Annotated in this window: 15 protein-coding genes and 3 tRNA genes; 1 reads left to right on the forward strand and 17 read right to left on the reverse strand. The window is 72.1% G+C overall.

The annotated features are described in order from the left end of the window. Positions 1-32 precede the first annotated feature (32 nt). The 11 genes from ACI79S_RS09445 to ACI79S_RS09495 form a co-directional block, all read right to left on the reverse strand. The gene (locus tag ACI79S_RS09445; RefSeq protein WP_456593178.1) at positions 33-1,412 is read right to left on the reverse strand and encodes an MCE family protein; all 1,380 of its coding nucleotides are present in this window, start codon (positions 1,410-1,412) and stop codon (positions 33-35) included. A 5-nt stretch (positions 1,413-1,417) separates the two neighbouring features. Further along, positions 1,418-2,287: an MlaE family ABC transporter permease gene (locus ACI79S_RS09450; protein WP_456593179.1), complete on the reverse strand. Its 870-nt coding sequence runs from the start codon at positions 2,285-2,287 to the stop codon at positions 1,418-1,420. Continuing rightward, a complete protein-coding gene (locus tag ACI79S_RS09455) occupies positions 2,287-3,102 on the reverse strand; it encodes an MlaE family ABC transporter permease (protein WP_456593180.1) in 816 nt (271 codons plus the stop codon). Before ACI79S_RS09455 ends, ACI79S_RS09450 begins: the two co-directional genes overlap by 1 nt. Continuing rightward, positions 3,099-4,223 carry an ABC transporter ATP-binding protein gene (locus ACI79S_RS09460; protein ID WP_456593181.1) on the reverse strand — a complete coding sequence of 375 codons (1,125 nt, stop codon included), beginning with the start codon at positions 4,221-4,223 and terminating at the stop codon, positions 3,099-3,101. The genes ACI79S_RS09455 and ACI79S_RS09460 overlap by 4 nt, the downstream gene beginning before the upstream one ends. A 326-nt stretch (positions 4,224-4,549) precedes the next feature. Next, positions 4,550-4,945, reverse strand: a complete 396-nt coding sequence (rplL, locus tag ACI79S_RS09465; protein WP_456589078.1) for a 50S ribosomal protein L7/L12 — start codon at positions 4,943-4,945, stop codon at positions 4,550-4,552. A gap of 17 nt (positions 4,946-4,962) precedes the next feature. Next, complete coding sequence (rplJ, locus tag ACI79S_RS09470; protein ID WP_456593182.1) at positions 4,963-5,577, reverse strand: 50S ribosomal protein L10; 615 nt, start codon at positions 5,575-5,577, stop codon at positions 4,963-4,965. 348 nt (positions 5,578-5,925) lie between these two features. Continuing rightward, on the reverse strand, positions 5,926-6,645 hold the full coding sequence (gene rplA, locus ACI79S_RS09475) for a 50S ribosomal protein L1 (RefSeq protein WP_456593183.1): 720 nt from the start codon (positions 6,643-6,645) through the stop codon (positions 5,926-5,928). Between the two features lie 89 nt (positions 6,646-6,734). Further along, the gene (rplK, locus tag ACI79S_RS09480) at positions 6,735-7,166 is read right to left on the reverse strand and encodes a 50S ribosomal protein L11 (protein WP_456593184.1); all 432 of its coding nucleotides are present in this window, start codon (positions 7,164-7,166) and stop codon (positions 6,735-6,737) included. Between the two features lie 44 nt (positions 7,167-7,210). Beyond that, positions 7,211-8,110, reverse strand: a complete 900-nt coding sequence (nusG, locus tag ACI79S_RS09485) for a transcription termination/antitermination protein NusG (protein WP_456593185.1) — start codon at positions 8,108-8,110, stop codon at positions 7,211-7,213. Positions 8,111-8,230: 120 nt separating this feature from the next. Beyond that, complete coding sequence (gene secE / locus ACI79S_RS09490; protein ID WP_456593186.1) at positions 8,231-8,770, reverse strand: preprotein translocase subunit SecE; 540 nt, start codon at positions 8,768-8,770, stop codon at positions 8,231-8,233. Between the two features lie 69 nt (positions 8,771-8,839). After that, positions 8,840-8,915: transfer RNA gene (locus ACI79S_RS09495), tRNA-Trp, on the reverse strand. Between the two features lie 238 nt (positions 8,916-9,153). Here ACI79S_RS09495 and ACI79S_RS09500 point away from each other — a divergent pair. Further along, a complete protein-coding gene (locus ACI79S_RS09500; protein WP_456593187.1) occupies positions 9,154-10,410 on the forward strand; it encodes a pyridoxal phosphate-dependent aminotransferase in 1,257 nt (418 codons plus the stop codon). A gap of 224 nt (positions 10,411-10,634) precedes the next feature. Here ACI79S_RS09500 and ACI79S_RS09505 read toward each other — a convergent pair whose 3' ends face one another. The 6 genes from ACI79S_RS09505 to ACI79S_RS09530 form a co-directional block, all read right to left on the reverse strand. After that, a complete protein-coding gene (locus tag ACI79S_RS09505) occupies positions 10,635-11,042 on the reverse strand; it encodes a MaoC family dehydratase (protein ID WP_456593188.1) in 408 nt (135 codons plus the stop codon). Further along, positions 11,039-11,485: an FAS1-like dehydratase domain-containing protein gene (locus ACI79S_RS09510; RefSeq protein WP_456593189.1), complete on the reverse strand. Its 447-nt coding sequence runs from the start codon at positions 11,483-11,485 to the stop codon at positions 11,039-11,041. The genes ACI79S_RS09505 and ACI79S_RS09510 overlap by 4 nt, the downstream gene beginning before the upstream one ends. 33 nt (positions 11,486-11,518) lie before the next feature. Then, on the reverse strand, positions 11,519-11,683 hold the full coding sequence (gene rpmG / locus ACI79S_RS09515; protein WP_014378026.1) for a 50S ribosomal protein L33: 165 nt from the start codon (positions 11,681-11,683) through the stop codon (positions 11,519-11,521). Between the two features lie 108 nt (positions 11,684-11,791). Beyond that, a tRNA-Met gene (locus tag ACI79S_RS09520) sits at positions 11,792-11,865 on the reverse strand. Between the two features lie 56 nt (positions 11,866-11,921). Next, a tRNA-Thr gene (locus ACI79S_RS09525) sits at positions 11,922-11,994 on the reverse strand. A gap of 98 nt (positions 11,995-12,092) precedes the next feature. Continuing rightward, positions 12,093-14,528 carry a putative bifunctional diguanylate cyclase/phosphodiesterase gene (locus ACI79S_RS09530; RefSeq protein WP_456593190.1) on the reverse strand — a complete coding sequence of 812 codons (2,436 nt, stop codon included), beginning with the start codon at positions 14,526-14,528 and terminating at the stop codon, positions 12,093-12,095. Positions 14,529-15,227: the final 699 nt, after the last annotated feature.

A 15,227-nucleotide genomic window follows, 5' to 3' on the forward strand; every position in this document is an offset into this window, starting at 1 on the left:
GACCGCTCCGCTCCTCGCTCGCCGGCGCTCGCTCATCGGAGCGCCACCTGGGTGCCGCGCAGCAGCGGCGCCATCGTGGAGGCCGCGAGGTCGGAGACCTCGCTCGGCCCGGTCCCGGTCTGGTAGGCGAGGATGCTCCGCACGAAGTCCAGCTCCGCTGTCGATCCGGCGAGGTCGTAGGGCAGGGAGTCGCCCATCGAGGGGTTGGGGTCCCCCGCGCCCTCGGGCACGTCGTCGGGGCCGCGCCCGCCGAGGCAGACGGGGTTGCCCGAGTAGGGGTTGTCGGGTGAGTCCACGCCGTCCTCCGGTGGGGTCGGGCAGTAGTACTCGCCGCGCTCGGCGGCCCGGACGAGGCCGTCGATGTCGTCGAGCCCCTGGCAGTCGGGGCCGCTCCGGTCGAGGTACGCCGGCTGGTCACCGGGCACGTACGGGTTGCGTGGCGGCAGGGACACCACGATGTTCAGGTTGAGCGCCGGGTCGCCGTCGGCGCCGAACGCCTCGCTGATCATGGGGTTGAAGCGGGTGAGCCCCTCCAGCAGGCAGGGGTAGACCGGCGAGTACTCGGCGAAGACACCCAGCACCGGCCGCGAGGTCTCGGCCAGCGAGATGATGTTCCGCTCGTTGGCCTCGAGGAAGCCCGCGGTGACGTCACCGGCCGACCGGCCCACCGTGAAGGTCCGGCGCAGCTGCTCCTGCTGGTCCACCAGCGTCGTGCTGGTGACAGCGAGGTTGTCGAGCACCGCCAGCAGGTCGTCGGCGGCGGACTCGTAGGTGTCGGCGACGTCGGCCAGCCCGGTGATGTCCGCCTGCAGCTGCGGCAGCACCGTGTTCAGCTCCCCGACGTACTGCCCCACCGCGGCCAGGTTGGCTCCCAGCCGGTCACCCCGGCCGCGCACCGCGTCGGCGACCGCGCCCAGCGTGGTGGCGAGGTCCTGCGGCTCGACGGCCCGCAGCAGCGGCAGCAGGCCGTCGATCACCCGCTGCAGCTCGATGGCGTTCGCGCTGCGGTCCTGACCGATCACGTCGCCGTCGGCGAGCCGTTCCGGGCTGGGCTGCTCGGGCAGCTCCAGGGAGACGAACCGCTCGCCGAACAGCGTCTTGGGCAGCAACCGCGCGGTGACGTCGGCCGGGATCTGCGCGAGGTGCTCCGGCTTGATCGCCAGCTCGATCTCCGCGCCGTCGGTGCTCGCCCGCACCGCACGGACGTCGCCCACGATGACCCCCCGCACCTTGACGTCGGAGGCCTCCTGCAGCTGGTTGCCGACCGTGTCCGTCCGGAGGGTCACCCGGGCGACCTCGGTGAACGCCTTCTGGTACGCCGCCACGGCCAGCGCCAGCAGCAGCACGAGCACGACCAGGAAGGCCAGCCCCTGCAGCCGCCGACGCACGACCACGCCCCGCGTGCCGGTCACCCCGCTCACCCCGCGATCCGCACCGTCGTCGTGGAACCCCAGATCGCCAGCGACAGGAACAGGTCGATGACCATGACCGCGACGATCGAGAAGCGCACCGCCCGGCCCACCGCCAGGCCCACGCCGGCGGGCCCGCCGCTGGCGCGGAAGCCGTAGTAGCAGTGGCTCAGGATGATCACCACGGCGAAGACGAGCACCTTCAGGAACGACCAGAACACGTCCTGCGGGGGCAGGAACAGGTTGAAGTAGTGGTCGTAGGTGCCGGTGGACTGCCCGTAGGCCTGGGTGGTGATGGTGCGCGTGGCGAAGTAGCTGCTCAGCAGCCCCAGCACGTACAGCGGGACGACGGCGATGAAGCCGGCGACGATGCGGGTCGTGACGAGGAAGGGCAGTGACGGCACACCCATGACCTCGAGCGCGTCGATCTCCTCGTTGATCCGCATGGCGCCGATCTGCGCGGTGAACCCGCAGCCGACCGTCGCCGAGAGCGCGAGCCCGGCCACCAGCGGGGCGATCTCCCGGGTGTTGAAGTACGCCGAGAGGAAACCGGTGAAGGCCGAGGTGCCGAGCTGGTCCAGCGCGGCGTAGCCCTGCAGCCCCACCTCGGTGCCGGTGAAGAAGGAGAGGAACGCGATCACGCCGACCGTGCCGCCGATGACCGCCAGCGCCCCGGAGCCGAAGGTGACCTCGGCCAGCAGCCGGAAGGTCTCGCGCTTGTAGCGCCGCAGGCTGCGCGGCACCCAGCCCAGCGCCCGGCCGTAGAAGCTCAGCTGGTCGCCGAGGTCGTCCAGGGTGTCCAGCGGCCGCCGGTAGACGGTGCGTGCGATGCGGCGGGCGCCGACCTTGATCCGGTCGGTGGGCGAGAGGAGCGCCATCACGCCCCCTTCGGGGGGACGAGCTGGAAGTACAGCGCCGTCATCACGAAGTTGACCGCGAACAGCAGCAGGAACGTGATGACCACCGCCTGGTTCACCGCGTCACCCACGCCCTTGGGGCCGCCGCCGGCGCCCAGCCCCTTGTAGGCGGCCACGATCCCCGCGATCAACCCGAAGACCAGCGCCTTGAGCTCACCGGACCAGAAGTCCTCCACCTGGGCCAGGGCGCTGAACGAGGCGAGGTAGGCCCCCGGCGTCCCGCCCTGGAGGACGACGTTGAAGAAGTAGCCGCCGGCCACCCCGACGACGCTGACCAGGCCGTTGAGCAGGGTGGCCACCAGCATCGCGGCCAGCACCCGGGGCACGACGAGGCGCTGGATCGGGCTGATGCCCAGGACCTCCATCGCGTCGATCTCGTCGCGGATCTTGCGCGCGCCCAGGTCGGCGCAGATCGCCGATCCCCCGGCGCCCGCGATCAGCAGCGCGGTGACGATCGGGCTCGCCTCGCGCAGGACGGCGAGCACCGAGGCCGACCCGGTGAAGGACTGGGCGCCCAGCTGCCGGGTCAGCGAGCCCAGCTGCAGGGCGATGACCGCGCCGAAGGGGATCGCCACCAGCGCCGTCGGCAGGATGGTCACGCTGGCGACGAACCAGGTCTGCTGGATGAACTCCCGCACCTGGAACGGGCGCTTGGGCAGGGCCCGCAGCACGTCGAGGGCGAAGGCGAACAGCTTCCCGCTCGCCGCCAGCGGCCGGGTCGGCGAGTACCTGCCGTCGAGCAGCCCCGGCGCGGGCGGCTTGCCGGTGGCGGTCACCCGTCCCCCCCGACCCGGGGCAGCACGACCGTGGGGGCCGTCGCGCCCGGCTCGGGCGCCCAGTGCCGGCCACCCGGGACCGGCGTCGGACCGAAGACACCGGCGTCGACCTGCGCGAGCAGGTCGTGGGGCAGCGAGGCCCGGATGGCCTCGGCGGTGGCGGGGTCGAACTCGTGGAGCATGCGCGCCACCCGCTCCTGCCGGCGGCGCACCGCCTTGCGCTCCGGCAGGCCCGGGGATGGGTCCAGCTGCGGCGGGACGGCGTCCCCACCGCTGGCGCCCTTGGGCCCGATGCCGTTGTGCTGGTCCCCGCCGCGGGCCTCCAGCGCCGCCATCTCCGCCTCGACCTGGGCGACGTCCTTCTCCTCGCTCATCCCGATCGGCCCTTCGCGGCGGCCGTTGAGGAACTGGCGGACGACCGGCTCGGAGGAGGTGAGCAGCTGCTCGCGCGGGCCGAACATCGCCAGGTGGCGGCGGAAGAGCAGGCCGAGGTTGTCCGGCACGGTGCGGGCGGTGCCGATGTCGTGCGTGACGATGAGGAAGGTCGCGTCGATCTGGGCGTTGAGGTCGACGATGAGCTGGTTGAGGTAGGCGACGCGGACCGGGTCGAGGCCGGAGTCCGGCTCGTCGAACAGGATGATCTCCGGGTCGAGCACCAGGGCCCGGGCGAGCCCGGCGCGCTTGCGCATGCCGCCGGAGATCTCCCCCGGCAGCTTCCCCTCGGCCCCCTGCAAGCCGACCATGTCCATCTTCTCGAGGACGATCCGCCGGATCTCGGACTCGCTCTTCCTCGTGTGCTCGCGCAGCGGGAAGGCGATGTTGTCGAAGAGGTTCATCGAGCCGAAGAGCGCGCCGTCCTGGAACAGCACGCCGAACAGCTTGCGCACCTCGTAAAGCCGGGACTCGCTGGTCCGGACGATGTCGGTGTCGGAGATGACGATCGAACCGCGCTCGGGCTTGAGGAGGCCCACCAGCGACTTCAGGAACACCGACTTGCCGGTGCCCGACGGGCCCAGCAGGACCGAGATCTCCCCGGGCGGGAGCGTGAGCGTGACGTCGCTCCAGATGTTCTGGCTGCCGAACGACTTGGTCAGCCCCGAGACCTCGACTGCGACGCCCACGTGTCCCCTGCCTCCCGCTCCGACCGATCGCGCCGGTTCCCCGCCCCGCCGCAGTGGCGGGCCCCGGCCGCGTGGGTGGCCCGAGCCGCTCCGGTCCCGGAGAGCTCGCCCGACTCACTACCGGTCAGTAACGAACGCGCCCGGCGAAGGTTACGTGTGTCACGGAGTTTCCGTGACTCCCATCTCCTCCTAGGCGGCCGAAACCACCCGGACATGCGACAGGGGCCGTCCTCCGGGTGGAGGACGGCCCCTGTGCGGGGTGGTGCCTGGCCCCGCTGCAGGGTCCCGCGCCGAGCTAGCGAGGCGCGGGGGGCAGCGGGGTCCTCTTACTTGACGGTGACCGAGGCGCCGGCGCCCTCGAGAGCGGCCTTGGCCTTCTCGGCGGCGTCCTTGGCGACCTTCTCCAGGACCGGCTTGGGGGCGTTGTCGACCAGGTCCTTGGCCTCCTTGAGGCCGAGCGAGGTCAGGCCGCGCACCTCCTTGATGACCTGGATCTTCTTGTCGCCGGCGCTCTCGAGGATGACGTCGAACTCGTCCTGCTCCTCGGCAGCGGCACCGGCGTCGCCGCCACCACCACCGGCGGCCGGGGCGGCCGCGACGGCGACGGGGGCAGCAGCGGTGACCTCGAAGGTCTCCTCGAACTGCTTCACGAAGTCGGACAGCTCGAGGAGGGTCATCTCCTTGAACGCGTCGAGCAGCTCCGTGGTGGAAAGCTTGGCCATGGTGTCTCCTTCTGGGGTCAGTCGGTGCTGGCCGCGGCGTCCGCGGCGTCAGCGTCGGGGGTGGGGGTGTCGGCAGCAGCGGTGTCCGCGGCGGCGTCGGCGGTGGAGTCGGCGCCCTCGGCGGGCTTCTTCTCCTTGAGCGCCTCGGCCAGGCGGGCGACCTGCGACAGCGGGGCCTGGAACAGGCCGGCGGCCTTGGTCAGGTTGCCCTTCATCGCGCCGGCCAGCTTGGCCAGCAGCACCTCGCGCGGCTCGACGTCGGCCAGGGCGGTGACCTCGGCGGGGCTGACCGTGCGGCCCTCGACGACACCACCCTTGACGACGAGCAGCGGGTTGGCGCGCGCGAAGTCGCGGATGGCCTTGGCGGCCTCGACGACATCGCCCTCGATGAAGGCGATCGCGGTAGGACCGTTGAGCAGCGGGGCGAGGTCGGTGTGACCGACCTGGTCCGCTGCCCGCTTCGTCAGGGTGTTCTTGACGACGGCGTAGCTGCTGCCCTCACCGAGGGAACGGCGCAGCTGGGTCAGCTGGGCCACGGACAGCCCGCGGTACTCGGTGAGCACCGCCGCGCTGGACGACTGGAACCGCTCGGTGATCTCGTCGATCACCGCGGCCTTCGCCTGCGTGGGCATGGGCCTCCTCTCGTCTGTCGGGCGACTGCTGGACGCTGCACGACGACGTGCGACGAGAGGCCCGGAGACGAGGAACGCCCCGGCGCAGGGCGCACGGGGCGAGAGGCAGGCGCGAACGCCTGCCGATCGAACCGTCCTCCTGCGCGGGTCGCCCGGAGCTCCGGGACCTTCGATCGCACGCGGACGTGCGACGACCAGCGGTCTTGGGGGGAACGTCGACAAGAGTACGCCATACGCCGACGGCCCCGCCGCGCGGGTGCGCAGCGGGGCCGTCGTGGCTCACCTGGCGGGGTCCTGGCTCACTGTCGACCATGAGCCAGGACCCGGAACGACCAGGTCACCTGATCATCACGCGGTGGGCTCGTCCACCGTCAGGTTGCGGGTGCGGTTCGGGTCGACCGGGATGCCGGGGCCCATGGTGGTGGAGATGGTGACCTTCTTGAGGTACCGGCCCTTGGCCGAGGACGGCTTGGCACGGAGGACCTCGTCGAGGGCCGCGGCGTAGTTCTCGACGAGCTTGGCCTCGTCGAACGACGTCTTCCCGATCACCAGGTGCAGGTTCGCCTGCTTGTCGACGCGGAAGTTGATCTTCCCGCCCTTGATGTCGTTGACGGCCTTGGTGACGTCGGGGGTCACCGTGCCGGTCTTCGGGTTCGGCATCAGGCCACGGGGGCCGAGGATGCGGGCGATCCGGCCGACCTTGGCCATCTGGTCCGGCGTCGCGATCGCCGCGTCGAAGTCCAGGAAACCGCCCTGGATGCGCTCGATCAGGTCGTCGGAGCCCACGACGTCGGCGCCGGCGGCCTCGGCCTCGGCGGCCTTGTCGCCGGTCGCGAAGACGATGACGCGGGCGGTCTTGCCGGTGCCGTGGGGCAGGTTGACCGTGCCGCGGACCATCTGGTCGGCCTTGCGCGGGTCGACGCCCAGGCGCATGGCGACCTCGACGGTGGCGTCGTAGGCGGTCGTCGACGTCTCCTTGGCCAGCGTGGCGGCCTGGAGCGGGCTGTACAGGTTGTCGCGGTCGACCTTCTCGGCCACCGCGCGGTACTTCTTGCCGTGCTTCGCCATGGTGTGTCCTCTCCGGGGGCTCGTGGCCCCGGTCGCGTGGTGCACGGGCCTGGCGTGGCCCTCCCACGTGTGCTGGGTGGTGCGGGTGCTCAGCCGGTGACGGTGATGCCCATCGACCGGGCGGTGCCGGCGATGATCTTCTCGGCCTGGTCGAGGTCGTTGGCGTTGAGGTCGGCCATCTTGGTCTGGGCGATCTCGCGGACCTGGTCACGGGTGACCGTGGCGACCTTGGTCTTGTGCGGCTCGCCCGAGCCCTTCTCGACACCGGCGGCCTTCAGCAGCATGCGCGCGGCCGGCGGGGTCTTGGTGACGAAGGTGAAGGACCGGTCCTCGAAGACCGAGATCTCCACGGGGACGACGTTCCCGCGCTGCGACTCGGTCGCGGCGTTGTACGCCTTGCAGAACTCCATGATGTTGACGCCGTGCTGGCCCAGCGCCGGACCCACGGGCGGCGCGGGGGTCGCCGCACCGGCGTTGATCTGGAGCTTGATGACCGCGGTCAACCGCTTCCTGGGGGGCATGACTTCCTTCTTCTGTGACTGAACAGCTCGTACGGGTTACCGGGTCAGATCTTCTGAACCTGGCTGAACGACAGCTCGACGGGCGTCTCGCGGCCGAAGATGGAGACCAGCACCTGCAGCTTCTGCTGCTCGGCGTTGATCTCGTTGATGGTGGCGGGCAGCGTCGCGAACGGGCCGTCCATGACCGTGACCGACTCGCCCACCTCGAAGTCGACGACGGCGGTCGGGGCGGCAGCGGCGCCCGGGCTCGCGGCGGCCTCGGTGACGCGCGGCGCCTGCGGCGTGATGGCCGGGGCGAGGATCTTCACGACCTCGTCGATGGTCAGCGGCGAGGGCTTGGAGGTCGCACCGACGAAGCCGGTGACCCCGGGGGTGTTGCGGACCGCCCCCCACGACTCGTCGTTGAGCTCCATGCGGACCAGCAGGTAACCCGGCAGGACCTTGCGGTTGACCTGCGAGCGCTTGCCGTTCTTGATCTCGGTGACCTCCTCGGTGGGCACCTCGATCTGGTAGATGTAGTCCTCCACGTCCAGGGACTGGATGCGCGCCTCGAGGTTGGTCTTCACCTTGTTCTCGTAGCCCGCGTAGGAGTGGACGACGTACCAGTCGCCGGGGGCGATGCGCAGCGCCTTGCGGAGCGCCTCGACCGGGTCCTCGTCCTCCTCCACCGCGACGTCGGAGTCCGGGGCGGGCGCGGCCTCCGGGTCGGTCGCGAGCGTGTCGGGGTCACCGCTCTCGATCTCCGGCGTCGCGTCGGCGACCTCGCCGTCGGCGATGGCGTCACCCGCGGCGAGGTCGGCGGTGTCGCTGGACCCCTCGGCGGCACCGGCCTCACCGGCGCCGGTCTCGACGTCGGCGGTGCCGCGCTCGTCGAAGCGGGCGTCGTCCAGATCGGTGCCCTCGACCGCGTTGTCGGTCTCGAAGGGCTCGCGCGGGTCGGTCACTACTTCTCCTCGCTGGCGCTCGTCGGCGTCGTGACCGACGGTGCTGCGCTCATTGGTGATCTCGCAAGCTCGATCACAGGGGTCTCTTCCTTGTCAGGGGGCGTTCAGGCGCGGGGCGGGTCAACCGAAGACGGCGAGCACGCCCTGGGCGAAGAGCAGGTCGAGGCCGGCCACCAGCGCGACGATGAACGCGACGAACACGATCACCACGGTCGTGTAGGTGATCAGCTCCCGCCGGCCCGGCCAGATGACCTTGCGCAGCTCGGCGACGACTTCCCGCAGGAAGCGCGCGAGCGAGCGGCGGGGCTGCCGCTCGTCGGCGCGAGCCCGCTCCGCCGCAGCCCGCGACCGGGTCGGCGCGCCCTCGCGGGCGGGCTCGGTGGCCGACCGCGCGGCCCGGCGGGACCGCGCCGCCGGCTCGTCGTCCTCGTCGCCGTCGGCGGTGACCCGGCCCCGTCGGCGAGCGACCCGGTCACCCGGACGGGCCGCGACGACCTTGTCCTCGTCGGCCTCGGCCTCACCGGTCACCTGGTCCTCGGCGGCCTCCAGCGCGGCGGCGTCGTCGACGCCGGGGGCCTCCTGGTCGAGCTGCTCGTCGGTGAGCTCGGCGTCGGAGGCGGCGCGCGCGTCGTCCTCGCGGCCCGGCTTCTCGTCGCTCACTGCGCCTCGCTCGCCTCGTCGTGGTGGCCTCTCCCGCGAGGGCCGTCGGTCGGTGGTGCCGTGTCCTGCTGGCAGGGGTGACAGGACTTGAACCTGCAGCCTGCGGTTTTGGAGACCGCTGCTCTGCCAATTGAGCTACACCCCTATGCCCTGCCGGGCCCCGGAGCGTCTCGCCGCCACGGTGACCTCGACCCCCGGGCGGGGATCCGGGGCACGCCGGTGGCGGGGTCAACAGGCCCCGGTGAAGCCAGTGTACGGGACCGGGCCCGGGAGGAGCGAACGTCCCACCGGCCCCACCCCTGACGGGGCCCCACCGCCGGCCCGGCGGCCGTGCGGGACCGGGCGGGCGGCCCGGAGGCCGTGGCCTTTGACACCATGACCCCATGACCGACGCCTCCGCCCCGGAGCCCGCCGCCCGCTCGACCGAGCTGCCGCCCGCCGCGCGCCGCATCTCCCGACGCATCGGTGCCATCGCCGAGTCCGCGACGCTCGCCGTGGACGCGAAGGCCAAGGCCCTCAAGGCCGCCGGGAAGCCGGTGATCGGGTTCGGCGCCGGTGAACCGGACTTCCCGACGCCGGACTACGTCGTCGACGCCGCGATCACGGCCGCCCGGACGCCGGCCATGCACCGGTACACCCCCGCCGGCGGGCTGCCGGCCCTCAAGGAGGCCATCGTCGCCAAGACCGCGCGCGACTCCGGCCTGCGGATCACCCCCGCCCAGGTGCTGGTCACCAACGGCGGCAAGCAGGCGGTCTACGAGGCGTTCGCGACGATGCTCGACCCCGGCGACGAGGTCCTCGTGCCCGCGCCCTACTGGACCACCTACCCCGAGGCCATCCGCCTGGCCGGCGGGGTCCCGGTGCCGGTGGTGGCCGACGAGCAGAGCGGCTACCTGGTGTCGGCCGCCCAGCTCGAGGCCGCCCGCACCCCGCGCACCAAGGCCCTGCTCTTCTGCTCACCCTCCAACCCCACCGGCGCGGTGTACCCCGCGGAGCAGGTGGAGGAGATCGGCCGCTGGGCGCTCGAGGCGGGCCTGTGGGTGCTCACCGACGAGATCTACGAGCACCTCACCTACGGCGGGGCCACGGCGCCCTCGATGCCGGTCCTGGTCCCCGAGCTCGCCGACCGGTGCGTCGTGGTGAACGGGGTCGCCAAGACGTACGCCATGACCGGCTGGCGGGTGGGCTGGGTCATCGGTCCGCCCGACGTGGTCAAGGCCGCGACCAACCTCCAGTCCCACGCGACCTCCAACGTCGCGAACGTCTCGCAGGCGGCGGCCGTCGCGGCGCTGAACGGGGACCTCTCCGCGGTGGCCACCATGCGGGAGGCCTTCGACCGCCGCCGGAAGACGATCGTCTCGATGCTGCGCGAGATCCCCGGCGTCGCCTGCCCCGAGCCGCAGGGCGCCTTCTACGTCTACCCGTCGGTGAAGGGGCTGCTCGGCCGCCCGATCGGTGGCCGCACCGCCGGCAGCAGCGCGGAGCTGGCCGAGCTGATCCTGGAGCTGGCCGAGGTGGCGGTCGTGCCCGGGGAGGCGTTCGGGACGCCCGGCTACGTCCGGATGTCCTACGCCCTGGGCGACGACGACCTGGTCGAGGGCGTCAGCCGCATGCAGCGGCTGCTCGGTCAGGCGGACTGAGGCGGACCCCGGGTCGGCGCCGTCAGCGGGGCATGCCTGCCTCGTCCAGGGGGCGCCGGCCCGGGTGAGGACGTCGAGCGCCGCGGGAGGTCGCCCAGGGCGGCCCCCCACGGCGCCGGGCGGCCTGCCGGTGGTCAGCGTCTCCGCGTAGGTGGTCGGCGAAGGACGCGCAGCAGGTCAGGAGGAGGGGACGCCGAGGAGCGCCGGGAGGGACCGGCGCCCGGTCACGGCAGCCGGACGACCGCGCGGGCCAGGGACAGCACCTTCTCGCCGTCGCTGGTGACCGCGAGGTCGACCCGCGCCCGGCCGTCGTCCAGCAGGGCGGCGACAGTGCCCCGCACGGTCAGCTCCGCGCCTGCGTCGTCATCGGGCACGACCACCGGTCGCCCGAACCGGACCTGGTACTCGACGAGCGCCGCCGGGTCCCCGGTCCAGCCGGTGACCGCGCGCGCGGCCAGCGCCATGGTGAACATGCCGTGGGCGATGACGCCGGGCAGGCCGACCTCGCGGGCCACCCGCTCGTTCCAGTGGATGGGGTTGAAGTCGCCGGAGGCGCCGGCGTAGCGGACCAGGTCCGCCCGGGTGACCCGGACGACCAGCTCCGGGAGCTCGGTCCCGACCTCGACGGTCATGCCGCACCCCGCGCGACGAGCATCGAGGTGGCCGTGCAGACCGCCTCGCCGTCCTCGGTCGCCAGCTCCACCCTCGCCGTCAGCAGGTCGTTGCCGGCGACGGTGCGGGCGGCGTCGATCGTGGTGGTCGCGACCAGCCGGTCACCGGCCCGGATCGGGCGGTGGTGGGTGAACCGCTGCTCGCCGTGCACCACCCGGCTGTAGTCCAGCCCCACGTCGGGGTCGCCGAGCACCACGAATGCCGCCTCGAGGCTCACCACGATGGCGAAGGTGGGCGGCGCGATGACGTCGGCGTGCCCGGCTGCGCGAGCGGCCTCGACGTCGCGGTGCACCGGGTCGTCGGCAACGACCGCGGTGGCGAACTCGGCGATCTTGGCCCGCCCGACCTCGTAGACGGCAGAGGGCGGGTAGCTGCGCCCGACCAGTTCCCGGTCCAGCGCCATGCTCCCGCCCTCTCGCTCAGCTGCCGCGGACCGTCAGCGGGTCTCGCGGTGCAGCGTGTGCTTGCGCTCGCGCGGGCAGTACTTCTTCAGCTCGAGCCGGTCGGGGTCGTTCCGCCGGTTCTTGCGGGTGATGTAGTTGCGGTTCTTGCACTCCTGGCAGGCCAGGGTGATCTTCGGACGGACGTCGGTGGCTGCCACGGGAGCGCTCCTAGCCTTGTGGGACAGGACCCGGGACCGGGCCCTGCTGCCGCACCGGCTGGGTGGCCGACACGGCGACGGACCCCGGGGTGCGGGGTCCGTCGGGAGTAGCGGTGACCGGACTTGAACCGGTGACACAGCGATTATGAGCCGCTTGCTCTACCAGGCTGAGCTACACCGCCGGGGTGACCACCCGGGCCGGTCTCGCGACAGGACCGGTAGGTCGAGTTACTGCCAGAGCCCCTTTACGGAATCGAACCGTAGACCTTCTCCTTACCATGGAGACGCTCTGCCGACTGAGCTAAAGGGGCGTGCTCCGAGGAGCCATCGAAGACTCTACCTGATGCCTCCGGCCTCCCTGCAGGGGCCTGCCACGAGCTCGCGGGCGGTGGGGCAGGGAGGCCCCCTCTCAGGTCCGGACGTACAGCCGGCGGTGGGTGGCTCCCGGCGCGGCGGAGCGCACACCGGTGCGGGCGAGCAGCCACTTCTCCAGCCGGTCCTCGGGCAGCGGCCGGCTGATCAGGAAGCCCTGCAGCTTGTCGCAGCCCATGGTGATCAGCTGGTTCCGCGTCATCTCGTCCTCGACCCCCTCCGCGACCACGCACAACCCCAGGTTGTGGGCCAGCTCGATGATCGAGCGCGCGATGAAGGACTCCCCCTGACTGGTGGCCATGGTGAGCACGAAGGACTTGTCGATCTTCAGCTCGTCGATGGGCAGCTGCCGGAGCTGGGAGAGCGACGAGTAGCCCGTGCCGAAGTCGTCCATGGACAGCCGGAGGCCCAGGTCGTGCAGGTCCTCCAGCACCGAGCTCTCCCGCACCGAGTCGTCCACGACGCTGCTCTCGGTCAGTTCCAGGATCAACAGCTCGCCGGGGACGTCGTGCCGCTCCAGCGCACCACGGATCCGCTCGACGAGGTCGGGCTCGCTCAGCGAGCACGCGGAGACGTTGACCGCGACGGACAGCGAGATGCCCTGGTCCAGCCAGCGCCGGCACCGCGCGAGCGCGAGCTCCAGGACGTGGTCGGTGACCGCCCCGATCCGGCCGATCTGCTCGGCCAGCCCGATCACGTCCTCGGGCGGGATGCTGCCGTAGCGCGGGTGGGTCCAGCGGACGAGCGTCTCCACCGACACGATGTCGGAGGTCTGCGCGTCGATGACCGGCTGGAAGACGACGTCGATGTGCCCGTCGGCCATCGCCTGCTCGAGCTCGGTGCCCAGCTGCAGGCGGCGCAGGCTCTGCTGGTCGAGCACCGGGTGGTAGCTGGCCACGCCGCCGGCCTCGCCGGCCGCCAGCAGGGCGACGTCGGCGCGCTGCATGAGCGCGCCGGCGTCGGTGCCGTGCACCGGCGCGGCGGCGACGCCGATGGTCAGCGAGACCTCCAGGTCGAGGCCGGCCACCCGGACCCGCGTGGCCGCGGCCTCGCGCAGCCGGCGGGCCGCCTGCTCGGTGGCCGCCAGGGAGAGGCCGGGCAGCAGGACCGCGAACTGCTCTCGTTCCATCCGGGCCAGGAGCGCGCGCGGCGGGGCGTGTTCGCGGAGCAGCCCGGCGGTGACCAGCAGCAGCTCGTCGCTGGCGGCGTGCCCCAGGGTGTCGGTGACGTCGGCATAGGTGCCGAGCGAGGCGAGGATGAGTCCGGCCTGGCCGCCGTCGGGGCCCGCGGCCACCAGGGCCTCGATCTCCGCGGCGAGCCGCTGGCGGTTCGGCAGGCCGGTGAGCCGGTCGTGGTCGGCGTCGAAGCGGATGCGGGTGAGCAGCTGCTGCTGCCGGATCGCGGCGTTGATGTGGGTGAGCATCGATTCCAGGGCGCCGCGCTCGCTGCTGCCGAAGGAGACGGCGTCGCTGCGCCGGTCGCACACCTCCAGGTAGCCCGGCTCACCGGCGGCCGTGGTCACCGGCGCCGCGAGCAGCTCGGCGACCCCCCGCCGGGCGAGGGCCGCCGCCTCGGCCTCGTCGGCGCGGCCGGCCGCGACGTGGATCGCTCCGGACGAGGCGACCGCGCGACGGCGCAGCACGTCGTCAGGGTCGCCCGGGCCGTCGTACCAGTCGGCGCCGCCCTCGGTGGCGACGACCAGCCGCGGCCCCTCGTCGAGGTAGGGCGGCAGCCACAGGGCGACCCGCTCGGCGTTGAGGAGCTCCTGCACCGCCTGCACGATCAGCCGGGTGCCCGACTCGTCGGGCTGCACCTGCTCTACACGGCGGGCGAAGGCGTAGACCCGCTCCAGTGACTGGCTTTCCCGGGTCACCTCGGCGAATCGGCGGTAGAGGAGCACGAGCGCCACGGTGAGCGGCGCGAGGAGCAGCAGCGACCACAGGGTCGCGTGCAGCAGCAGGAGGATCGCCAGCCCGACCAGCACCGCCACCGGCGACACCACGACGACCGGCACCAGCAGGCTCGTCCAGACCGAGCGCCCGGGATACCCCTGGGTGAGCGTGATCGCCCCCGCCACCATGAGAGCGGCCACGGCGTTCGCCGCGAACACCGCGACCAGGCAGGAGAGCCAGGTCGATGGCTGGGTGACGTCGCCCGCCGACAGCAGGTCGAGCACGAACACCGCCACCGCGCTGTCGATCACGGCCACGGCGACGTTGAAGAGGATCTTGGCGGGCGAGAAGCGCTGAACCGCCAGCACGATCCCCACGGCGGCGGCGCGGATCACCGCCGTCCAGACGCCACCGAGCTCGAGCAGCGCGATGACGAAAGCCAATTCACTGGCCGAGTTCACGAAGCTCTGGTGCCGGAACTCGATGTGCACGTAGACCCACTCCGCGACGACCGCGGTCAGGAAGACGGCGACCAGGAGCACGCCATGGACCGGGTCCAGCCCGCGGGACAGCAGGGCCACCCCCAGGGGGACGGCGACCGCCAGCGCCAGTACTGTGACCGCCCAGGGACTGCGGACAGTACGCGGGCGTGTACGCTCACGAACCTCCTGCTCAGTCACGTGCACGCCACTCTCCCGGGTCGGTGGGCGGGCGAAGGCTAGCAGCGGTGTCGATCACCGCCACCCTCTCCGCATGCGGGAGAGTGACCCGCCACTGGGATCATCGGCACGTGGCACCCCGAACATGAGACGGGGCAGCCGCTCCGGAGAACGGCTGCCCCGCAGGACCAGGGGTACGGGTCCGATCAGGCCTGGCGACCCCACCGGACGCCGCGACCCCAACGCACACCGCGGCCCCAACGAACACCGCGGGTACCGATCTCACGCTGCATGCTGCTGTTCATGGCGCCTCCCTCGTGGCACGACTGTTGGCTGTTGCGGCAGCCATCCACGCGCGGGGGCACAGCGTCGTCGAATACGGACCGCGCGGGAGACACTCCTTCCCGTCACCGGTCGCCACAAGCATCTCGATCGCGACACGCCGCGCGGCACGTCGTGTCGTCACCAAACGCCACGCTTATCACACGAGGAGTGGTCTGACCCACGTCCCGTCCTGCCGTCCGGCTGACTGTGTGCGCCGATCGGCAGGTCCACCCGCGTAACCCGCCGACCCGCGCACGCGGTGCCGACTCGGCGCCGGACGGGTGAACCGTCGTCCAC

It is taken from the genome of Blastococcus sp. SYSU DS1024 (assembly GCF_054050795.1).